Genomic DNA, 22062 nt, shown 5'->3' on the forward strand with positions numbered 1-22062 from the left:
GTTGGTCAGTATTTGTCAGTGTGTGAGAGTTCAATGATGCGTTTTCGCTGCCTGTGGGTTATCGGCTGTTTGTGGTTTCCCTTGATGGGTTGGGCGGCAGTCGTGCCCCCGGCGCACGTTGCCCAACTGACCCCGAAACAACAGCACTGGCTGACGCAGCAGGGCGAGTTGCGGGTCGGACTGGTGTTGCAGGCACCCTATGCGCAATACGATCGCCGCTTGCAGCGCCTCTCCGGGGTGAATGTCGACTTGATGAAGCGCCTGGCAAAGACCCTCAATGTCGAGCTGAGCTGGCGCAACTTTTCCGACCTTGAACAACTGGAAGCTGCCGCACGCGAAGGCGAAATCGATATCGCCCCGGGATTGACCCAGACACCTGGCGGGCTGCGCCTCTGGCAATTCTCCGACCCCTACATGCGGGTGCCGCAACTGGTGGTCAGCGACCAGAAAAGCGCCGGGGCGATCGAACTGGAAAAGCTCGACAGCCAGACCCGCGTCGCCGTGCGCATGCCCAGCGTTATCGCCGATTACCTGCACAGCAACTATCCGCACCTGAATTTGCAAGGCGTCCCGATGGAGCGCCAGGCATTGCAATTACTGACGGGCCAGCAGGCGGCTTATGCGGTGGTCGATGAGGCGCAATTGGGGCGCCTGTCCGTCGAGCCGGAGTTTGCCGGGTTGGTGGTAGTCGGGGATGTCGGCCTGCCGCAGCTGCTGCGGGTAGCCACGCGTCGCGATAAACCGGAACTGGTGGGTATCGTCGAAAGCGCGTTGCGGGCGATTCCGGCCAAGGATCTGGAGCAACTGCACAATCAATGGCTGCAGCCCAAGTATCCACGCCTCACCGAGTCGCCGGGGTTCTGGCAAAACCTCTGCCTGTTGCTGGCCGTGCTGGCGTTGAGTTGCATGGCCATCGTGTTCTGGCAGCGTCGCCAGCAGCACAGCCTGGAACAACGCCTGATGGCCGCGCAGGAGGACATTGCCTTGCGTGCCGCCAGCGAAGAGGCGCTGCGGCTCACCCAGTTTTCCATCGATCAAAGCACCGTCGGCATCCTCTGGGTCAACTGGGACAGCCATGTGCGCTACGCCAATCGTGCGGCGGAAAGCATGCTCGGCTATCCAGCCGGCGCGATCATCGATCGGCCCTTGATCGATTTCGAACCTGGCCTGCACATGGATCGTTGGCTCAATCTGTGGAAGCGCGCCCGAGCCAGTGAAGAAGGGCCGCAAAGCTTCGAAACCAACTGCGTGCGCGCCGACGGCAGCATCTTGCCAGCCGATGTTTCGTTGAGTTTTCTGCGTTTTCGCGATGGCGAATACCTGGTGGTTTACCTCAACGATGTCACCGAGCGGCGCCGCGCCCTGGCCGCTTTGCAGGAAAGCGAGGCGCGGCTGCAAGGCATCGCCGCCAACGTTCCGGGGCTGGTTTTCCGCCTGGAGCGGGCACCGGTGACTGGCCAGATCGACTTTGCCTACATCAGCGAAGGCAGCGAAAGCCTGGTGGGTTATTCACCGGCCACACTGGCGCATCGCGACAAAGGCCTGCGCAGCCTGGTGCATCCGGATGACAAGGCCAGTTATCACCAGACCCAGGACCATGCGCTGGATACCGACAGCGACTGGTCGTGGCAAGGGCGAATCCTCACGCGTCAGGGGGAGCAGCGCTGGGCGGAAATCAAGGCCATCACCCGTCGGCTGGAAGATGGCGCCTATGTCTGGGACGGCATCGTCTGGGACATCAGCGAGAGCAAGCGCATCGAGCTTGAGCTGGCCAGTTCCCGGGAACAACTGCGCGAGCTGTCCGCGCACCTGGAAAGCGTGCGCGAAGAGGAAAAAGCGCGCATCGCCCGTGAGGTTCACGATGAACTGGGGCAGATGCTGACCGTGCTCAAGCTGGAAACCTCCATGTGCGAACTGGCTTACGCGCAACTTGATCCGGGCCTTAATGAGCGCCTGGGCAGCATGAAACGCCTGATCGCCCAGCTCTTCCAGTTGGTTCGCGACGTGGCGACTGCATTGCGCCCGCCGATTCTCGATGCCGGCATTGCCTCGGCCATCGAATGGCAGGCCCGACGATTCGAGGCGCGTACGCAGATTCCATGTCTGGTGCAGGTGCCGGACAATCTGCCGGTGCTCAGCGATGCCAAGGCCATCGGCCTGTTCCGGATCCTTCAGGAAGCACTGACCAATGTCATGCGCCATGCTCAGGCGCATACTGTTGAACTGACGCTGGCACTGGAAGGCAACGAGTTGTGTCTGACGGTCGCCGATGATGGCGTAGGATTTGTAGCTGCGCCTGGCAGGCCAACGTCCTTTGGGATCGTCGGAATGCGTGAGCGGGTGTTGATCATGGGGGGTGAGTTATCCCTTGAGAGTGAGCCGGGTGAAGGCACGACGCTGAGTGTGCGCGTTCCGCTGGATGCAGCCTGAACAGGTTGTGTTGACTGTACCGACGCCTTCGCGGGCAAGCCCGCTCCCACAATGTTTTGTGTAGATGCCCAAATCCAATGTGAGAGCGGGCTTGCTCGCGAATGATCTTGAATCTGGAGAAGAACGTGATCCGTGTACTGGTAGCCGAAGACCACACCATTGTCCGCGAAGGCATCAAGCAACTGATTGGCCTGGCCAAGGACTTGCTGGTGGTGGGGGAGGCGAGCAATGGCGAACAGTTGCTCGACACCTTGCGTCATGTGCCCTGCGAGGTGGTGTTGCTGGACATTTCCATGCCGGGCGTCAATGGCTTGGAGGCCATTCCGCGGATTCGCGCCCTGAACAATCCGCCGGCGATCCTGGTGTTGTCGATGCACGACGAAGCGCAAATGGCCGCCCGGGCGCTGAAGGTCGGGGCCGCCGGTTATGCAACCAAGGACAGCGATCCGGCACTGTTGCTGACGGCCATTCGCAAAGTGGCGTCAGGCGGGCGTTATATCGACCCGGAACTGGCCGACCGCATGGTCTTCGAGGTCGGCCTGACCGACTCGAGGCCATTGCATTCGTTGCTCTCCGAGCGCGAGTTTTCCGTGTTCGAACGCCTGGCCCAGGGCGCCAACGTCAACGACATTGCCCAGCAACTGGCACTGAGCAGCAAGACCATCAGCACCCATAAGGCGCGGCTGATGCAGAAGCTCAACATCACCTCGCTGGCGGAGCTGGTGAAGTACGCGATGGAGCACAAGCTGCTCTAAACACTACCGCCTTACCTTGTGGGAGCGAGCCTGCTCGCGAAGGCGTCTGATCAATCTATATTCATGTCGACTGACACACTGCCTTCGCGAGCAGGCTCGCTCCCACAGGTGTCGTGTTGGCATGTCCATTTGCGACATCCTGCAAACCCGCTTTTGCCTTTACTTGCGGCTTGCAGCTGACCGCCGGTCACTGCGTTTGCCAAAACGCGCCATCCTTGTAGGGCAATCCCTACCCCCAGCCTTCCATCCGGCTGAGGCGAATCTCTCTTGCCCCCCGATTTGCGTGGTCCCCAGCGTCCACTAGGCTTAACCCCACAGCAGTCATCAATAACAAAGGTGTGGGTATGAGCCAGGTCGATTCAAGCGCAGGGGCCAATGATGTTCTGGTCAGCTTTCGTGGAGTGCAGAAGAGCTACGACGGCGAGAACCTGATCGTCAAAGACCTCAACCTGGACATTCGCAAAGGCGAATTCCTCACGTTGCTCGGGCCGTCCGGCTCCGGCAAGACCACCAGCCTGATGATGCTCGCCGGCTTCGAAACGCCGACCGCGGGCGAAATTCTGTTGGCCGGGCGCGCCATCAACAACGTGCCACCGCACAAACGCGACATCGGCATGGTGTTTCAGAACTACGCCTTGTTCCCGCACATGACGGTGGCCGAGAACCTGGCGTTCCCGCTGACCGTGCGCGGCATGAACAAGAGCGACGTCAGCGCCCGGGTCAAGCGCGTGCTGAGCATGGTCCAGCTCGACAGCTTCGCCCAGCGTTACCCGGCGCAGCTCTCCGGTGGTCAGCAACAGCGTGTGGCATTGGCCCGTGCGCTGGTGTTCGAGCCGCAACTGGTGCTGATGGACGAACCCCTCGGCGCACTCGACAAACAACTGCGTGAACACATGCAGATGGAAATCAAGCACCTGCACCAGCGCCTGGGCGTCACCGTGGTCTACGTGACCCACGATCAGGGCGAAGCCCTGACCATGTCCGACCGTGTGGCGGTGTTCCATCAGGGCGAAATCCAGCAGATCGCGCCGCCGCGCACCCTCTACGAAGAGCCGAAAAACACCTTCGTCGCCAACTTCATCGGCGAGAACAACCGTCTCAATGGCCGCCTGCACAGCCAAACCGGCGACCGTTGCATTGTGGAACTCGGGCGCGGTGAGAAGGTGGAAGCCCTGGCGGTCAACGTTGGCCAGACCGGCGAACCGGTGACCCTGTCCATTCGTCCGGAACGAGTGAGCCTCAACGGCTCCAGCGACCAATGCGTCAACCGCTTCTCCGGGCGGGTCGAGGAATTCATCTATCTGGGCGACCACGTCCGGGTGCGCATGGAAGTCTGCGGCAAGACCGACTTCTTCGTGAAACAGCCGATTGCCGAGCTTGATCCTGCGCTCGCCGTCGGAGACGTGGTACCGCTTGGCTGGCAGGTCGAGCACGTGCGCGCGCTTGATCCTCTTTTAGAGGCGAACTGATCGCCCCGGCAATACCAACACCAACCCTGCACGTGGAGAGAACAATAAATGTTGAGATCCCTGAAATTCACCGCTTTGGCACTGGGCATGATGGGCGCGGCACACGCAATGGCGGCCGGCCCTGACCTGACCGTGGTGTCCTTTGGCGGGGCGAACAAGGCGGCTCAGGTCAAAGCCTTCTACGCACCGTGGGAAGCGGCAGGCAACGGCAAGATCGTGGCCGGCGAGTACAACGGCGAAATGGCCAAGGTCAAGGCCATGGTCGACACCAAGAGCGTGTCCTGGGATCTGGTAGAGGTTGAGTCGCCGGAACTGTCCCGTGGTTGTGACGAAGACATGTTCGAACAGCTTGATCCGAAGTTGTTCGGCAAGACCGAAGACTACGTCAAGGGCGCCATCCAGCCGTGCGGCGTGGGTTTCTTCGTATGGTCGACCGTGCTGGCCTACAACGCCGACAAGCTGAAAACCGCACCGACCAGTTGGGTGGATTTCTGGGACACCAAGCAGTTCCCGGGCAAGCGTGGCCTGCGTAAAGGCGCCAAGTACACCCTGGAATTCGCTCTGATGGCCGACGGCGTTGCGCCGAAGGACGTCTACAAAGTGCTGGCCGGCAAAGACGGTCAAGACCGCGCGTTCAAGAAGCTCGATGAACTCAAGCCGAACATCCAGTGGTGGGAAGCCGGTGCACAACCGCCGCAATACCTTGCTTCCGGTGACGTGGTCATGAGTTCGGCCTACAACGGCCGGATCGCTGCCGTGCAGAAAGAAAGCAACCTGAAAGTCGTGTGGAACGGTGGCATCTACGACTTCGACGCATGGGCCATTCCAAAAGGTCTGGATGCCAAGCGTGCTGAAGCCGCTAAGAAGTTCATCGCCTTCTCGGTGATGCCACAGCAGCAGAAGACCTACTCGGAAAACATCGCCTACGGCCCGGCCAACACCCAAGCCGTGCCGTTGCTGGCCAAGGATGTCCTGAAAGACATGCCGACCACCCCGGAAAACATCGCCAACCAGGTGCAGATCGACGTCAGCTTCTGGGCTGACAACGGCGAGCAACTGGAACAGCGCTTCAACGCCTGGGCGGCGAAGTAACCAGAGGGCTCGCCCTCCTGTGAGGGCGGGCTTTTGTGGCGAGGGGGCTCGCCCCCGTTCGGCTGCGTAGCAGTCGTCAAACCATTGCATGCGGTGTATCTGATGCATCGGGAGCGCTGGTTTCAGGGCCGCTTCGCGACCCAACGGGGGCAAGCCCCCTCGCCACAAGTTCGCTCCCACTTTAACGATTGATCAAAGATTCCCGGAGTACGTCATGGCTATCGCCGTTCCCCTGAACGAGGGCACCAGCCCCACCTTGAAGCAGCGGCTCAAGCACGCCGAGCGGGTCAACCGCTGGAAGGCCCAGGCGTTGATCGCGCCGCTGGTGCTGTTTCTGTTGCTGGTGTTCCTGGTGCCAATCGTGGCGCTGCTCTACAAAAGCGTTGGCAACCCGGAAGTGGTCGGCGGCATGCCGCGTACCGTGACCGCCATCGCCAGCTGGGACGGCCGCGGCCTGCCCGCTGAACCGGTTTACAAAGCGGCGGCCGAAGACCTCGCCGAAGCCCGCAAGAATCAGACCCTGGGCGATCTGTCCAAGCGCCTGAACATGGAGCTGGCCGGCTACCGCAGTCTGCTGACCAAAACCGCCCGCGCCTTGCCGCTCGCCACCGAGCCGGCCTCTTATAAAGAAGCGCTGGAAGGCCTCGATGAGCGCTGGGGCGACCCGGCCTACTGGCAAGCGGTGCGACGCAACACTAGCAGCATCACCCCGTATTACCTGCTGGCGGCTGTCGATCATCGCATCGACGACCTCGGCGAAATCGCCCCGGCCACCCCGGACCAGGCGATCTACCTCGACATCTTCGCCCGCACCTTCTGGATGGGCCTGGTCATCACCGTGATTTGCCTGGTGCTGGCGTACCCACTGGCTTACCTGCTGGCCAATCTGCCGTCGCGCCAGAGTAACCTGCTGATGATTCTGGTGCTGTTGCCGTTCTGGACCTCGATCCTGGTACGGGTCGCGGCGTGGATCGTATTGCTGCAGTCGGGCGGCCTGATCAACAGCGGCCTGATGGCCATGGGCATCATCGACAAGCCGATCGAACTGGTGTTCAACCGCGTCGGTGTCTACATCTCCATGGTGCACATCCTGCTGCCGTTCATGATCCTGCCGATCTACAGCGTGATGAAAGGCATCTCGCCGACTTACATGCGCGCCGCGATTTCCCTCGGCTGCCATCCGTTCGCCAGTTTCTGGCGGGTGTACTTCCCGCAGACCTATGCCGGTGTCGGCGCCGGTTGCCTGTTGGTGTTCATCCTCGCCATCGGCTACTACATCACCCCGGCATTGCTGGGCAGCCCGAACGATCAGATGGTCAGCTACTTCGTCGCCTTCTACACCAACACCAGCATCAACTGGGGCATGGCGACCGCACTCGGTGGGCTGCTGTTGCTCGCAACGGTCGTGCTTTATCTGATTTACAGCTGGCTGGTGGGCGCGAGCCGCCTGCGCCTGAGCTAAGGGGAGAACGAAATGCTGAGTCCTTACATGTCGCCCATTGAACGGGTGTGGTTCTACAGCTTGCGGATTCTCTGCGGCTTGATTCTGTTGTTCCTGATCCTGCCGGTGCTGGTGATCATTCCGCTGTCGTTCAACTCCGGCAGTTTCCTGGTGTACCCGCTGCAAGGTTTCTCGCTGCAGTGGTACCACGATTTCTTCGCCTCGGCGGAGTGGATGCGTGCCCTGAAGAACAGCATCATCGTCGCCCCGGCGGCCACGGTGCTGGCCATGGTTTTCGGTACGCTGGCGGCGATCGGCCTGACCCGCGGCGATTTCCCCGGCAAGGCGCTGGTGATGGCGCTGGTGATTTCGCCGATGGTGGTGCCAGTGGTGATCATCGGTGTGGCCAGTTACCTGTTCTTCGCTCCGCTGGGGCTGGGTAACAGCTTCTTCTCGCTGATCGTGGTGCATGCGGTGTTGGGTGTGCCGTTTGTGATCATTACCGTGTCGGCGACCTTGCAGGGGTTCAACCACAATCTGGTGCGGGCTGCTGCGAGCCTGGGTGCTTCGCCGCTGACCACGTTCCGGCGGGTGACCTTGCCGCTGATCGCGCCGGGCGTGATCTCGGGAGCGCTGTTCGCCTTCGCGACGTCGTTCGATGAGGTGGTGGTGACGCTGTTCCTCGCCGGCCCTGAACAAGCGACCCTGCCACGGCAGATGTTCAGCGGCATCCGCGAAAACCTCAGCCCGACCATCGCCGCCGCCGCGACGCTGCTGATTGCCTTCTCGGTGATCCTGTTGCTGACCCTGGAATGGCTGCGTGGGCGTAGCGAGAAACTGCGTACTGCGCAGGTTTAACGACTCACCCCGATCAACTGTGGGAGCGAGCCTGCTCGCGATGGTCGTCAACGATAACGCTGGAAGCCTGACACCCAGCGGCGTTTTCAAGTCCATCGCGAGCAAGCTCGCTCCTACATGGGTTCTCCAGTGTCTGTTCGGACATTCACCGCCTGAATACCAGACAAACCCCAATCCCCAGCTACTATTGTGCCCAGCTCCCCTACCTATAAGAGGCTGCGCACATGAGTCTTTCCTCTTTCAAGATCGCTCACAAACTGATCACCGGCGCAGGTGCCATCGAGCAACTGTCCGCCGAGCTGGCACGTCTGGACATTGATAATCCGCTGATCGTCACCGATGCCGCCCTGGTCAAGTCCGGCACGGTAGAACTGGCGCTGGCGCAGTTGGGCGAACGCAGCTACGAGATTTTCGACCGGGTACTGCCGGACCCGGAAATCGCCATCGTCGAAGATTGCATGCAGGTGTATCGCGAGGGCGGGCATGACGGCCTGATCGGCCTGGGCGGCGGCAGTGCCATCGACATTGCCAAGAGCGTGGCGGCCTATGCCGGATACCACGGCGCGCTGGAGGATCTGTTCGGTATCGATCAGGTCCCGCGCAAAGGCCCGCCGTTGATCGCGATTCCGACCACGGCCGGCACCGGTTCGGAAGTGACCAACGTCGCCATCCTTTCCGACAAGGTCGCGCAACTGAAAAAGGGCATCGTCAGCGACTACCTGTTGCCGGATGTGGCGCTGGTCAGTCCGCAAATGACCCTGACCTGTCCGCGCAGCGTCACGGCGGCCAGCGGCGTCGATGCGCTGGTGCATGCCATCGAATCCTATCTGTCGGTCAATGCCTCACCGATTACCGATGCCCTGGCCATCGGCGCCATCAAGTTGATCGCCAAGGCCTTGCCCAAGGCCTACGCCAACCCGTCGAACCTGCAAGCCCGGGAAGACATGGCCACCGCCAGCCTGATGGCCGGCATGGCGTTCGGCAATGCCGGGGTCGGCGCGGTGCATGCGCTGGCGTATCCGCTGGGCGGACGTTTCAACATTGCCCATGGCGTGAGTAATGCCCTGCTACTGCCCTATGTCATGACCTGGAACAAGATGGCCTGCATCGAACGGATGCAGGATATCGCTGAGGCCATGGGTGTAAAGATTGCTCATCTGAGTGTCAACGAAGCGGCTGACAAAGCCGTGCAAGCCATGACCGAGCTGTGTGCCGCCGTGGAAATTCCCCAGGGGCTGCGCAGTTTCGGTGTACCCGAGGACGCCATCGCGTCCATGGCCGTGGAAGCGGCGGGGATCGAGCGCCTGATGCGCAATAACCCGCGCAAGTTGAGTGCCGTCGATATCGAGAAGATCTATCGCGCGGCGTACTAGAGGCGCTGCCGTCGATGGATGATGGCAGGGTCCAATCATCGCGCTCACGGTGCGCGCGTCAAAGCATGAGGTATACAATGCGCGCCATCGTGATTCTGCTCAGAAAAGGTGCGTCATGCAGCCCTTCGTAATTGCTCCGTCGATTCTCTCCGCCGACTTCGCCCGCCTGGGTGAAGAAGTGGACAACGTCCTGGCCGCCGGCGCCGACTTCGTGCACTTCGATGTCATGGACAATCACTACGTACCGAATCTGACCATCGGCCCGATGGTCTGCTCGGCACTGCGCAAGTACGGCGTGACCGCGCCGATCGACGCGCACCTGATGGTCAGCCCGGTGGACCGCATCGTCGGCGACTTCATCGAAGCCGGTGCGACCTACATCACCTTCCACCCGGAAGCCACCCAGCACGTCGACCGCTCCCTGCAACTGATCCGTGAAGGCGGCTGCAAGTCGGGCCTGGTGTTCAACCCGGCGACCCCGCTGGACGTGCTCAAGTACGTGATGGACAAGGTCGACATGATCCTGCTGATGAGCGTCAACCCGGGCTTCGGCGGGCAGAAGTTCATCCCCGGCACCCTCGACAAACTGCGTGAAGCGCGGGCCTTGATCGATGCGTCGGGCCGTGACATTCGCCTGGAAATCGACGGAGGCGTGAACGTCAACAACATTCGCGAAATCGCTGCGGCTGGTGCTGACACCTTCGTCGCCGGTTCGGCCATCTTCAATGCGCCGAACTATCAGGAAGTCATCGACAAGATGCGCTCCGAACTGGCGCTGGCTCGCCCATGAGTGGCTTTGAGCAGCTGTTCCCGGGGCAACTGCCACGGCTGGTGATGTTCGATCTGGACGGCACGTTGATCGATTCGGTCCCGGACCTGGCAGTGGCTGTGGACAAGATGCTGCTCAATCTCGGTCGCCAACCCGCCGGCCTGGAAGCAGTGCGCGAATGGGTCGGCAATGGCGCGCCGGTATTGGTACGTCGTGCGCTGGCCGGCGGCATCGATCATTCGGCGGTCGATAACGCCGAGGCCGAACGGGCGCTGGAGTATTTCATGCAGGCCTATAGCGAGAGCCATGAGCTGACGGTGGTTTACCCCGGCGTGCGCGATACCCTCAAATGGCTGCAAAAGCAGGGTGTCGAGATGGCGCTGATCACCAACAAGCCGGAGCGTTTCGTCGCGCCGCTGCTGGATCAGATGAAGATCGGCCGTTATTTCCGCTGGATCATCGGCGGCGACACCCTGCCACAGAAAAAACCCGATCCGGCCGCGCTGTTTTTCGTAATGAAAATGGCCAACATTCCGGCTTCGCAGTCGTTGTTCGTCGGCGATTCACGCAGCGATGTGCTGGCGGCGAAAGCGGCGGGGGTCAAGTGTGTGGCCCTGAGCTACGGCTATAACCATGGGCGGCCGATCGCCGAAGAATCGCCGGCGCTGGTGATCGACGACCTGCGCAAGCTAATTCCCGGTTGCCTGGATCCGGCCGCTGAGATAACGTTGGCCGACGCTGTCAAACCCCCTTCTGGAAACGCCATCGTGGTGGTCACTCGCAAACTCTGGATGAAAGTCATCAAGGCCCTGGCCCGCTGGCGTTGGCGCGCCTGACTTGATCCTGGCCGGTTTCCGGCGCGTTTGCATACCTGACTGTTCGACCCTCAAGCCACGAGGCACCTCATGATCCGCGAAGAATTCCTGCGTTTGGCCGCTGCCGGCTACAACCGCATTCCGCTTGCCTGCGAAACCCTGGCCGACTTCGACACGCCGCTGTCGATCTACCTGAAGCTGGCCGACGAGCCCAATTCCTACTTGCTGGAGTCCGTACAGGGGGGCGAGAAGTGGGGCCGTTACTCGATCATCGGCCTGCCATGCCGCACTGTGCTGCGGGTTCATGACCATCACGTCAGCGTGACCGTCGACGGCGTCGAGACCGAAAGCCACGACGTGGAAGACCCGCTGGCTTTTGTCGAAACCTTCAAGGCCCGCTACAACGTGCCGACCATCGCCGGCCTGCCGCGTTTCAACGGCGGTCTGGTGGGTTACTTCGGTTATGACTGCGTGCGTTATGTGGAGAAGCGTCTGGGCAAGTGCCCGAACCCGGATCCGCTGGGCGTGCCGGACATTCTGCTGATGGTCTCCGACGCCGTCGTGGTGTTCGACAACCTCGCTGGCAAGATGCACGCCATCGTGCTGGCCGACCCGGCGCAGGAAGACGCCTTCGAGCAAGGCCGCGCGCGCCTGGAAGAGCTGCTGGAAAAACTGCGCCAGCCCATCACCCCGCGCCGTGGCCTGGACTTCAGCCAGCAACAATCGGCTGATCCGGTATTTCGTTCCAGCTTCACCCAGGACGATTACGAAAAAGCGGTCGACACGATCAAGGAATACATCCTGGCCGGTGACTGCATGCAGGTCGTGCCGTCCCAGCGCATGTCGATCGACTTCAAGGCCGCGCCGATCGATCTGTACCGCGCACTGCGCTGCTTCAACCCGACGCCTTACATGTACTTCTTCAACTTTGGCGACTTCCACGTCGTCGGCAGTTCGCCGGAAGTGCTGGTGCGGGTCGAAGACAACCTGATTACTGTACGGCCGATTGCCGGCACCCGCCCACGCGGTGCCAATGAAGAAGCTGACCTGGCGCTGGAAAAAGACCTGCTGTCGGACGACAAGGAAATCGCCGAACACTTGATGCTGATCGACCTCGGTCGCAACGACACTGGTCGCGTATCGGAAATCGGCTCGGTGAAGCTCACCGAGAAAATGGTCATCGAGCGTTACTCCAACGTGATGCACATCGTGTCCAACGTTACCGGGCAACTAAAGGCTGGGTTGACGGCAATGGACGCACTGCGCGCCATTCTGCCGGCGGGCACCTTGTCTGGCGCACCGAAGATTCGCGCGATGGAAATCATCGACGAACTGGAGCCGGTCAAGCGTGGTGTCTACGGCGGTGCGGTCGGTTACTTCGCCTGGAACGGCAACATGGACACCGCGATTGCGATCCGCACAGCGGTGATCAAGAACGGTGAGCTGCATGTGCAGGCCGGTGGCGGCATCGTCGCCGACTCGGTGCCGTCATTGGAATGGGAAGAAACCCTGAACAAGCGCCGCGCAATGTTCCGCGCCGTGGCACTGGCCGAGCAAACCCCGAACACCTGATTTCACGCAAAGCCCTGTGGGAGCGAGCTTGCTCGCGATGGGGCCATCACTACCACATTGATGTTGTCTGACCCACCGCAATCGCGAGCAAGCTCGCTCCTACAGGGATTACACCACCATAAAAAAACGCGGCGCCTGTGAGGGCGCCGCGTTTTTTATTGCCTGTACATCAGAAGTCCAGAGCAACACCTACGTTGATGCCCTGTTGGGTGAAGTCGTCGTCCCTGCGAATGTTGTAGCTGGCGCGCAATGCCAGGTCGCGGGTGAGGTTATGGCTCACCCCCAGGTTCACGCGCTGCAAGTGGCTTTGCGGGGTGTAGCCTTCCAGCGTGAACTGGTTGTTCGGCAAGCTGTTGAGGTTGATGCCCACGTCCTGGGTATCGTCGTTGTACTCGCGTTCGATTGCCGCCTCGCCGAACACCTGGGTTTGCGGGGTGATCTGGTATTTGCCCTGCAGGCCAGCTCCCAGGCGTCGGGAAATCACTTCCTGATCGGCAAAGGTCAGTGCCGTGGAATCGTTGCCGTCCTCCGAGTAGCCGTCGACTTTCGCCTTGGAGAAATCAGCGCTGATAAACGGCGACACGTGCCAGGGGCTGCTGGCATGTTGTGCAATGTCGTAACCCAGGCGAGCGCTGAAGGCTTCGATGTAGCCGCTGGTATCGCCTTTTTCACTGCGTTCGTTGGCACCCAACTGGAACTTGCGCTTGAGGCTGTCGTAATCCAGATGGCCGGCCGTCAACGCCACGTCCGCCCAGACACGGTTTTGCTGGTATTGGGCGAATGCCGTGCCCAGGTAAGAGTTGAGCTTGTAGTCGGAGTCGTTGCTGCCGGCTTCGAGTTTCTGGTTATAGAAACCAGCCGCCAGGCCGACGCGCCAGGCATCATCGATGCGGTAGCTGCCCCCGATGTTCAGGTTGGCTCCGTTGCCGTCGGCACTGACCGCGCTGTCCTGACTGTCAAAGTCCTGATGCTGTCCGCCGCCGGAAACAATGGCTCGCCATTGGCCGACGCCCTGCCAGTTTTGCCAATCGGCCAGCCACTGGTTGCGCAATTCATCCTGATGAGCGCGCACGGTGCCTTGGGCCATTTCCGGCAGTAATGTCAGCTCCCAGGGTGCTGCCAACAGGGAGTACGCGTAGTCGGCAATCAGGCGCTGCCCGGCTTCTGTGGGGTGCACGGAGTCGTTGTAGATCAGCTTGGTCGGGTCCGGCGTGGCGCTGTTGATGCCGTAACGGGCATTCTCGGTACAACCGTTGCCGCTGAAGCAGGTAGTGATGAGGTTCTGGTCGGTGGCCAGGCCAAACTGCGCCGGGTTGGCGAACGTCTCTTTGAGCAATACCGGAATGTTGAGCGGGATGACTTCGGCATTGATGTTCTGCAGTCGGCTCACCAGTTCACTATTGAACTGGGCGCTGAGTTGGGACGTGAACGCTTGCAGCGGGGTGCCATTGAACGCCGGGGTGAAGCCGATATCGGGCAGCAACCAGACCATGACGTATTTGGCGCCGGCGGTTTGCAGTGTCTGCACGCTGTCGGCCAGTCGATCGGCTGCAGCGCTGGCCTGGGGCAGGCTGGTGACGCGACCTTGCAGGAAGTCGTTACCACCACCCGACAGGTAATACAGTGCGTTCGGGTCGGCACGGAAGTTGTTCGACGGCAGGTAGCCGGCGCGGGTGCGTTCGCCGGTGGCGGAAACGCTGGTGATCGAATCCAGGATCTGATCCGTGCGGTAACCGCCGACGGCCCAGTTGTTGCCATCGGGCTGGCCATTGCTGGCACGCACCGCCGAAGATGATGACGCGGTCTGGTCCGCCGAGAACCCGAGTTTTCCACCCAGTATCTGCGTGGAGTTGAGCGAGCGGACTTCGCCGCTGCCATCCAGATACACCGGTCCTGTCCGGTTGGTAAAGCGCTGTGTCGCCCCGGCAGGCCCGCCGGTGTCGGCAAAGGTCCCGGCGTCGTTGAGGCTGTCCCCGAAAACCACGAAGTTTGTATAAGGATTGGGTGCGGCGTACGCCTGGGCGCATGCCATCGCGAGCAAGCACCCTGCGAGCGGTACAAACAACGACTGTTTGATCATGAGCAAGTCCGTTTATTTATTGTTGTAGTGAACGAAACGACAGTACCAAAAACTTTTGGCCTTTTGCCATCTGTCGCGAAGCCTTTAAGAGTTTCGCGGGCAGTAGCCCCGGCGATATTGCACGCTCTGCCCAGCTACGATACTGTGCCGGGACGTACGAACGAGACCTTCCCCGTGTTGATCATCAGCAAACTCCTGGATCAAGCCATCAAGGCACACGCCCGCTGGCGTTGGCGCGCCTGAATTCTTTTGCCGGCCTCGCCGGACCTGTACCGCTTCGCCTTCTTTACCTGTTTGAAATGCCGCTTTGCTGGCGCTCCTCCAGCACCTGACAAAGCGCAGCACTCTGCGGGTCAATCATTCGAAGGCCATCTTTAAAGTCAGTGAATTCAAGAGGTTCTTAACGCCATGTTGCTGATGATCGATAACTACGACTCCTTTACCTACAACGTTGTGCAGTACCTGGGCGAGCTCGGCTCCCAGGTCAAAGTCGTGCGCAACGATGAACTGACCATCGCTGAAATCGAAGCCCTCAATCCTGAACGCATCGTTGTATCCCCCGGTCCTTGCACCCCGACCGAAGCCGGCATCTCGATTGAAGCGATCAAGCATTTCGCCGGCAAACTGCCGATTCTTGGCGTCTGCCTGGGTCACCAATCCATCGGCCAGGCCTTTGGCGGCGATGTAGTGCGCGCCCGCCAAGTGATGCACGGTAAGACTAGTCCGGTATTTCACGAGGACAAGGGTGTATTCGCAGGCCTGAACCGTCCGCTGACGGTGACCCGCTATCATTCATTGATCGTCAAGCGCGAAACCCTGCCCGATTGCCTGGAGCTGACGGCCTGGACGCAGCTTGAAGACGGCTCGGTCGACGAAATCATGGGCCTGCGTCACAAGACCCTGAACATCGAGGGCGTGCAGTTCCACCCTGAGTCGATCCTCACCGAGCAGGGCCACGAACTGTTCGCCAACTTCCTCAAACAAACCGGCGGCACGCGCTAAGGACTAAACATGAACATCAAGACAGCCCTGGGCCGTATCGTCGATCACCTCGACCTCAGCACCGATGAAATGCGCGACGTGATGCGCGAAATCATGACCGGGCAATGCACGGACGCACAGATCGGTGCGTTCATGATGGCCATGCGCATGAAGAGCGAAAGCATCGACGAAATCGTCGGCGCGGTGTCGGTGATGCGCGAACTGGCGGACAAGGTCGAACTCAAGACCCTCGACGGTGTGGTCGATGTGGTGGGCACCGGCGGCGACGGTGCCAATATCTTCAACGTGTCGACCGCTTCCGCTTTCGTGGTTGCCGCTGCTGGCTGCACCGTGGCCAAGCATGGCAACCGTGCAGTCTCGGGCAAGAGCGGCAGTGCCGATCTGCTGGAGGCGGCCGGCATCTACCTGAACCTGACGCCGGTGCAAGTGGCGCGCTGCATTGACAACGTTGGTATTGGCTTCATGTTTGCCCAGACTCATCACTCTGCGATGAAATACGCCGCCAGCCCGCGTCGTGAACTGGGCTTGCGCACTTTGTTCAACATGCTCGGCCCGCTTACGAATCCGGCCGGTGTGAAGCATCAGGTGGTAGGCGTATTCACCCAGGCCTTGTGCCGACCGCTGGCGGAAGTGTTGCAGCGCCTGGGCAGCAAGCATGTGCTGGTGGTGCATTCGAAGGATGGACTGGACGAATTCAGCCTGGCTGCTCCGACGTTTGTCGCAGAGCTCAAGGATGACCAGATCACCGAGTATTGGGTCGAACCGGAAGACCTGGGCATGAAGAGCCAGAGCCTGCACGGCCTGGCCGTGGAAAGCCCGGCAGCGTCTCTGGAGTTGATTCGCGATGCCCTGGGCAAGCGCAAGACCGAGAACGGTCAGAAAGCGGCCGAAATGATCATGCTCAATGCCGGTGCCGCCCTGTATGCGGCCGACCATGCCAGCAGTTTGAAAGAGGGAGTTGCACTTGCGCACGATGCGCTGCACACCGGCCTCGCTCGAGAAAAGCTAGAGGAGTTGGGTGCATTTACCGCGGTATTCAAAGTGGAGAATGAAGGATGAGTGTACCGACGGTTCTGGAAAAGATTCTGGCGCGCAAAGTTGAGGAAGTGGCCGAGCGCAGCGCTCGCGTCAGCCTCGCCGAGCTGGAAAGCCTGGCCAGGACGGCCGATGCACCTCGTGGTTTTGCCAAGGCATTGCTGGCTCAGGCCAAGCAGAAGCAACCGGCAGTCATTGCCGAAATCAAGAAAGCCTCGCCGAGCAAAGGCGTGATCCGCGAGAACTTCGTGCCCGCCGATATCGCCAGAAGCTACGAGAAGGGCGGTGCGACCTGCCTGTCGGTACTCACCGACATCGACTACTTCCAGGGCGCCGATGCGTACCTGCAGCAGGCCCGCGCGGCCTGCAAGCTGCCGGTGATCCGCAAGGACTTCATGATCGATCCCTACCAGATCGTCGAAGCCCGTGCCCTGGGTGCCGATTGCGTGCTGTTGATCGTGTCCGCGCTGGATGACGTGAAAATGGCCGAACTGGCGGCCGTGGCCAAAAGCGTCAACCTCGACGTACTGGTGGAAGTCCACGACGGCGATGAGTTGGAGCGGGCCTTGAAAACCCTCGATACTCCGCTGGTTGGCGTGAACAACCGCAACCTGCATACCTTCGATGTCAGCCTGGAAACCACCCTTGACCTGTTGCCGCGTATTCCGCGTGATCGACTGGTCATCACCGAGAGCGGCATTCTCAACCGCGCTGATGTCGAACTGATGGAAATCAGCGACGTCTACGCGTTCCTGGTCGGCGAAGCCTTCATGCGCGCCGAAAGCCCGGGTACCGAGTTGCAGCGACTGTTCTTCCCCGAGCGCGGCGTTCCAGTCAGCGGCTCGCCCCTCGACTAAACACATCTTCACAGGCGAGCCCGCTTCCACTGTGGGAGCGGGCTTGCCCGCGAAGAGGTCCGCAAATCCCCTAGAGACCTCAGGTCTGTCGGAGCCTTCCATGTCGCTGCCAACCTCCCTGACCATCGAAGCCGGCCTGCAAGCCGAACAAGATCTGTTGGCCTCGGTTTGCGCCGGCGACGCGGAGTTCGGCCTGTTGTTCTGGCAGCCGAGTGATCAGGCATTGGTCATGCCGCGCCGCTTGAATCGCTTGCCAGGTTTCGAGGCTGCCTGTGAAGTGTCGGCGGCGGCAGGTTGGCCGGTGCTGTTGCGCGATACCGGCGGTGAGCCGGTTCCACAATCGGCCACCACGATCAATATCGCCCTGGTTTACGCGCCACCACGCAGCGAAGGCGATTTGAACCGCATCGAAGCCGGTTACCGGCGCCTGTGCGACCCCATCTGCCAGTTGCTGGATGAATTGGGTGGCTCGTCGTCCCTTGGTGAAATCGACGGTGCGTTCTGCGATGGCCGCTTCAACGTCAATCTCGACGGGCGCAAAATGGTTGGCACCGCCCAGCGCTGGCGTCAGAGCCAGGGGGGGCAGCGTCCGGTGGGCCTGGTGCACGGTGCGATGCTGATGGATAACGATCGGGTGTCAATGGTCGCCGCGGTCAATCGCTTCAACGATGCCTGTGGTCTGGAGCAACGAGTACGCGCCGAAAGCCACATCGCATTGCATGAGAAGTTCACAGCACCCGATGCACTGGCGCGCCTCGACGAACTCTACCGGTTGATGCTGGCACAGATGTTCAGCGGCTAGGTTTTCGAGTTTATCGCGTACCGAAGACCACCATGGTCTTGCCTTTGACGTCCACCAGGTTGCGATCTTCCAGATCCTTGAGCACGCGACCGACCATCTCCCGGGAACAGCCGACAATCCGCCCGATTTCCTGACGGGTCACCTTGATTTGCATGCCATCGGGGTGGGTCATGGCGTCTGGCTGCTTGCACAGCTCCAGCAGGCAGCGGGCAACGCGGCCGGTCACGTCAAAAAATGCCAGGTCACCAACCTTGCGCGTGGTGTTGCGCAGGCGCTGTGCGATTTGTCCGCTGAGGACGTAAAGAATGTCCGGATCCTGCTGAGACAACTCGCGGAATTTTGCGTAGCTGATTTCCGCAACTTCGCATTCGACCTTGGCCCGCACCCAGGCACTGCGCTCCTGCTCCAGGCCGGCTTGCTCAAACAGGCCCAACTCACCAAAAAAGTCCCCGGCGTTCAGGTAGGAAATGATCATTTCCCGCCCGTCGTCATCCTCGATCAGGATGGTGACTGAGCCTTTGATGATGAAGAACAGCGTTTCCGAGCGGTCACCGGCACAAATGATGTTGCTCTTGGCCTGATAGCGGCGGCGCTGGCAATGCATCAACAGCTTGTCGAGGTTCTTGAGCTTGGGGTTGGGGGCAATAGCAACCATGGTTGTATCCCGAAATGACTGCACGGTATGGTTTTTATAAATAGCGAACGCTGGAGTGAGGCTGGCCATGCGCCATTGAATTGGCGTCAGCTTACCAGACACTTCCTGAAATATTCGAGCATTTACCTACAAGGCAGTGGGATATGTCCTAGGACGCCGGGCGCTGTCAATCTCGGGGGCTGTGCTAAGCTGGCGACCCTTTTTTATACAGTGGAGTCTTGGCGATGAAGGCACGCATCCAATGGGCTGGCGAAGCCATGTTCCTCGGCGAATCCGGTAGCGGTCATGTCGTGGTCATGGACGGTCCGCCCGATGCCGGCGGACGTAACCTGGGTGTCCGGCCGATGGAAATGCTACTGCTGGGTGTCGGCGGTTGCAGCAATTTCGACGTGGTCAGCATCCTCAAGAAGTCCCGCCAGGCCGTCGAGAGCTGCGAAGCCTTCCTCGAAGCCGAGCGCGCGACGGAAGATCCAAAGGTTTTCACCAAGATCCACATGCACTTCGTGGTCAAGGGCCGCGGGCTGAAAGAAGCCCAGGTCAAGCGCGCCATCGAATTGTCTGCCGAGAAGTATTGCTCGGCCTCGATCATGCTCGGCGCGGCTGGCGTGGCAATTACCCACGACTACGAGATCATCGAGCTCGGTTGAATCGACATTCAACTATCATAAAAGCAGTGCAGACTCTGGCGATCCCAAGCTGACGTCTGCATAATGCGCCACTTTTTTCAGGGTAGTGGCCCGTCAGCCGACAGGCCTCGCACCCGAACAGACAACCAAAATCGCCATCGCGAAGAGGTGTTAACCGTCCTACGCAGGTGCGTTGTTCGCATCTGACGGGCATGCTTGATCACGCGGCCGGGCCGCAAACACATAGAGAGTTTTTAACGGTGAAAAGCAAACTCAAGCTCCACGGGTTCAATAACCTGACAAAGACCTTGAGCTTCAACATCTATGACATCTGCTACGCGGAAACCCCGCAAGACCAGCAGGCTTACGTCGAGTACATCAATAAAGAGTACAACGCGAAACGCCTGACGCAGATCCTCACGGAAGTTGTCGATATCATTGGTGCCAACATCCTGAACATTGCCAGTCAGGACTATGAGCCGCAGGGCGCCAGCGTCACGATCCTGATCTCCGAAGAGCCGGTAACCCCGACCGACAGTCAGATCGAAGAGTCTCCGGGCCCGCTGCCAGAAATCATTCTGGCCCACCTCGACAAGAGCCACATCACGGTGCACACCTACCCGGAAATCCATCCGGTCAGCGGTATTGCAACCTTCCGTGTGGACATCGACGTGTCGACTTGCGGGGTCATTTCACCGCTTAAAGCGCTCAACTTCCTGATTCACCAGTTCGATTCGGACATCGTGACCGTGGACTACCGTGTGCGCGGCTTCACCCGTGACGTTGAAGGCAAAAAGCACTTCATCGACCACGAGATCAACTCGATCCAGAACTACCTCTCCGATGACACTCGCGACGCGTACCAGATGACCGACGTGAACGTGTATCAGGAAAACCTGTTCCACACCAAAATGCTGCTGAAGAACTTCGAACTGGATAACTACCTGTTCGGTGATGCCACCAGCAACCTGTCCTCTGAGCAACGTGCCCAGGTGACCGAGCGGGTGAAACACGAAATGCTCGAAATCTTCTACGCGCGCAACATGGCGTAAGGTTCTCGAACACAAAAAAAGGCGACTACCTCACGGCAGTCGCCTTTTTTATTGCCGAAGCGCGGCCCCCTGTGGGAGCGGGCTTGCCCGCGAAGAGGCCCTCACAGGCGACCGGGATATCAGATCCGATAAGTACTCTTGGTCATCACCTTGGCCATCAGACTCATCCCGAACTTCACCGGCGCCGGAAAGCGGAACCCGCCAGCCTCCAGCGCGCTTTCGGCATGCTGTTCTTCATCGATACGCATCTGCTCAAGAATCGCCCGGGATTTTTCATCCTCGGCCGGCAATTGCTCCAGGTGTTCGTTCAGGTGTTTGCACACCTGGTCTTCCGTTGCCGCCACGAAGCCCAGGCTGACTTTGTCGCTGATCAGGCCGGCCACGGCGCCAATTCCGAACGACATGCCATAAAACAGCGGATTAAGGATGCTGGTGTGGCTGCCCAGTTGATGGATGCGTTGTTCGCACCAGACCAGATGATCGATTTCTTCTTCGGCGGCGTGTTCCATGGCAGCACGCACCTGCGGCAGTCTGGCGGTCAGCGCCTGCCCCTGATACAACGCCTGGGCGCAGACTTCGCCGGTATGGTTGATGCGCATCAGGCCGGCAACGTGGCGCGTGTCTTCGTCGCTCATTTTCGCATCGGGCTGCACGATGGCCGGCGACGGACGGTACGGCTGGCCGCTGAAGGGCAGCAGGGTGCGCATCGCGGCATCGGCTTGCAGCAGAAGGCGGTCAATGGGCGAGTAGTGACGTTGGGTAGTCATGCTGACCTCCGGGGGAATTTCGGTGGCCAGTTTAACCCAATCGGCCGGGGATGGTTTGCGCTGGGTCATTGTGATGCTAAGGCTGTGACAGTGTTGTGATGCCTTTTGTGGGAGCGGGCTTGCTCGCGAAGTCGGGGTGTCAGTCAACAAAGATGTTGAAAGTGAGGCCCTCTTCGCGAGCAAGTCGGATCGCCGCACCGCCGCTCCCACAAGGGGGGCCAGCAATCAGCCCGGCGGCCAGTGCATCTGGCGCTGGCCAAGCACGTGCATATGAATGTGGTAGACGGTTTGCCCGCCTTCTTCATTGCAGTTCATGACGACGCGGAAGCCTTTTTCGCAGCCCAGTTCCAGGGCCAGGCGCTGGGCGGTGAACAGAATGTGTCCGGCCAGTGTCTTGTCGTCCTCCGTCAGATCGTTCAGGGTGCGAACCGGCTTCTTCGGGATCACCAGGAAATGTACCGGTGCCTGTGGGGAAATGTCGTGGAAGGCCAGTACCTGGTCGTCCTCGTAAATGATCTTCGCCGGGATTTCCCGGTTGATGATCTTGGTGAACAGAGTATCCACAGCTGTTTTCTCCGTTGTTTGGGCTGGTCTGAGTGTACTCATGGCGTA

The 22062-nt window shown here is 60.1% G+C and carries 20 protein-coding genes; 16 read left to right on the forward strand and 4 right to left on the reverse strand.

Annotated features, from left to right (window positions below; translation table 11 throughout):
- The first annotated feature begins 33 nt into the window (after window positions 1–33).
- The 10 genes from Q8X48_RS17605 to trpE all read left to right on the forward strand — a co-directional run bounded on the left by Q8X48_RS17605 (window position 34) and on the right by trpE (window position 12574).
- Complete coding sequence (locus tag Q8X48_RS17605) at window positions 34–2430, forward strand: PAS domain-containing sensor histidine kinase (protein WP_407799913.1); 2397 nt, start codon at window positions 34–36, stop codon at window positions 2428–2430.
- Between the two features lie 101 nt (window positions 2431–2531).
- Window positions 2532–3185: a response regulator gene (locus tag Q8X48_RS17610; protein ID WP_007993216.1), complete on the forward strand. Its 654-nt coding sequence runs from the start codon at window positions 2532–2534 to the stop codon at window positions 3183–3185.
- Window positions 3186–3529: 344 nt separating this feature from the next.
- Complete coding sequence (locus tag Q8X48_RS17615) at window positions 3530–4654, forward strand: ABC transporter ATP-binding protein (RefSeq protein ID WP_015097056.1); 1125 nt, start codon at window positions 3530–3532, stop codon at window positions 4652–4654.
- 48 nt (window positions 4655–4702) lie between these two features.
- Entirely contained in the window at window positions 4703–5746 is a 1044-nt protein-coding gene (locus tag Q8X48_RS17620; protein WP_056726652.1) for an ABC transporter substrate-binding protein, read from the forward strand.
- Between the two features lie 214 nt (window positions 5747–5960).
- A complete protein-coding gene (locus Q8X48_RS17625; protein WP_095964075.1) occupies window positions 5961–7208 on the forward strand; it encodes an ABC transporter permease in 1248 nt (415 codons plus the stop codon).
- A 12-nt stretch (window positions 7209–7220) separates the two neighbouring features.
- The gene (locus tag Q8X48_RS17630) at window positions 7221–8045 is read left to right on the forward strand and encodes an ABC transporter permease (protein WP_007980200.1); all 825 of its coding nucleotides are present in this window, start codon (window positions 7221–7223) and stop codon (window positions 8043–8045) included.
- Window positions 8046–8269: 224 nt separating this feature from the next.
- Window positions 8270–9418 carry an iron-containing alcohol dehydrogenase gene (locus tag Q8X48_RS17635; RefSeq protein ID WP_126047856.1) on the forward strand — a complete coding sequence of 383 codons (1149 nt, stop codon included), beginning with the start codon at window positions 8270–8272 and terminating at the stop codon, window positions 9416–9418.
- A 115-nt stretch (window positions 9419–9533) separates the two neighbouring features.
- Window positions 9534–10208 carry a ribulose-phosphate 3-epimerase gene (gene rpe, locus Q8X48_RS17640; protein ID WP_007980198.1) on the forward strand — a complete coding sequence of 225 codons (675 nt, stop codon included), beginning with the start codon at window positions 9534–9536 and terminating at the stop codon, window positions 10206–10208.
- A complete protein-coding gene (locus Q8X48_RS17645; protein ID WP_407799912.1) occupies window positions 10205–11023 on the forward strand; it encodes a phosphoglycolate phosphatase in 819 nt (272 codons plus the stop codon). The genes rpe and Q8X48_RS17645 overlap by 4 nt, the downstream gene beginning before the upstream one ends.
- Window positions 11024–11092: 69 nt before the next feature.
- Window positions 11093–12574 carry an anthranilate synthase component I gene (gene trpE, locus Q8X48_RS17650; RefSeq protein ID WP_407799911.1) on the forward strand — a complete coding sequence of 494 codons (1482 nt, stop codon included), beginning with the start codon at window positions 11093–11095 and terminating at the stop codon, window positions 12572–12574.
- 169 nt (window positions 12575–12743) lie between these two features.
- On the opposite strand, the gene estP is transcribed toward trpE, so the two are convergent.
- Window positions 12744–14654 carry an esterase EstP gene (gene estP / locus Q8X48_RS17655; RefSeq protein WP_126047850.1) on the reverse strand — a complete coding sequence of 637 codons (1911 nt, stop codon included), beginning with the start codon at window positions 14652–14654 and terminating at the stop codon, window positions 12744–12746.
- A 408-nt stretch (window positions 14655–15062) separates the two neighbouring features.
- On the opposite strand from estP, the gene Q8X48_RS17660 reads away from it, so the two are divergent.
- From Q8X48_RS17660 to Q8X48_RS17675, 4 genes are all read left to right on the forward strand, one after another.
- Complete coding sequence (locus tag Q8X48_RS17660) at window positions 15063–15656, forward strand: aminodeoxychorismate/anthranilate synthase component II (protein WP_007980194.1); 594 nt, start codon at window positions 15063–15065, stop codon at window positions 15654–15656.
- Window positions 15657–15665: 9 nt separating this feature from the next.
- The gene (trpD, locus tag Q8X48_RS17665; protein WP_095964070.1) at window positions 15666–16715 is read left to right on the forward strand and encodes an anthranilate phosphoribosyltransferase; all 1050 of its coding nucleotides are present in this window, start codon (window positions 15666–15668) and stop codon (window positions 16713–16715) included.
- On the forward strand, window positions 16712–17548 hold the full coding sequence (trpC, locus tag Q8X48_RS17670) for an indole-3-glycerol phosphate synthase TrpC (RefSeq protein WP_407799910.1): 837 nt from the start codon (window positions 16712–16714) through the stop codon (window positions 17546–17548). The genes trpD and trpC overlap by 4 nt, the downstream gene beginning before the upstream one ends.
- 100 nt (window positions 17549–17648) lie before the next feature.
- Window positions 17649–18350, forward strand: coding sequence for a lipoate--protein ligase family protein (locus Q8X48_RS17675; RefSeq protein WP_407799909.1), 702 nt, complete (start codon window positions 17649–17651; stop codon window positions 18348–18350).
- Window positions 18351–18360: 10 nt separating this feature from the next.
- On the opposite strand, the gene crp is transcribed toward Q8X48_RS17675, so the two are convergent.
- Complete coding sequence (gene crp, locus Q8X48_RS17680) at window positions 18361–19005, reverse strand: cAMP-activated global transcriptional regulator CRP (protein WP_095964067.1); 645 nt, start codon at window positions 19003–19005, stop codon at window positions 18361–18363.
- Between the two features lie 224 nt (window positions 19006–19229).
- Between crp and Q8X48_RS17685 the strand changes: the two genes are divergently transcribed.
- Together Q8X48_RS17685 and speD are read left to right on the forward strand one after the other, a co-directional pair.
- On the forward strand, window positions 19230–19652 hold the full coding sequence (locus tag Q8X48_RS17685; protein WP_007941657.1) for an OsmC family protein: 423 nt from the start codon (window positions 19230–19232) through the stop codon (window positions 19650–19652).
- Between the two features lie 239 nt (window positions 19653–19891).
- Window positions 19892–20683, forward strand: a complete 792-nt coding sequence (gene speD, locus Q8X48_RS17690; RefSeq protein WP_007980189.1) for an adenosylmethionine decarboxylase — start codon at window positions 19892–19894, stop codon at window positions 20681–20683.
- 119 nt (window positions 20684–20802) lie between these two features.
- Here speD and coq7 read toward each other — a convergent pair whose 3' ends face one another.
- On the reverse strand, window positions 20803–21450 hold the full coding sequence (coq7, locus tag Q8X48_RS17695; RefSeq protein ID WP_007980187.1) for a 2-polyprenyl-3-methyl-6-methoxy-1,4-benzoquinone monooxygenase: 648 nt from the start codon (window positions 21448–21450) through the stop codon (window positions 20803–20805).
- Between the two features lie 225 nt (window positions 21451–21675).
- A complete protein-coding gene (locus Q8X48_RS17700; RefSeq protein WP_095964066.1) occupies window positions 21676–22014 on the reverse strand; it encodes a histidine triad nucleotide-binding protein in 339 nt (112 codons plus the stop codon).
- Window positions 22015–22062: the final 48 nt, after the last annotated feature.

The organism is Pseudomonas sp. QLc11A (assembly GCF_052112305.1).
Taxonomy (GTDB): Bacteria; Pseudomonadota; Gammaproteobacteria; order Pseudomonadales; family Pseudomonadaceae; genus Aquipseudomonas; species Aquipseudomonas laurylsulfatiphila.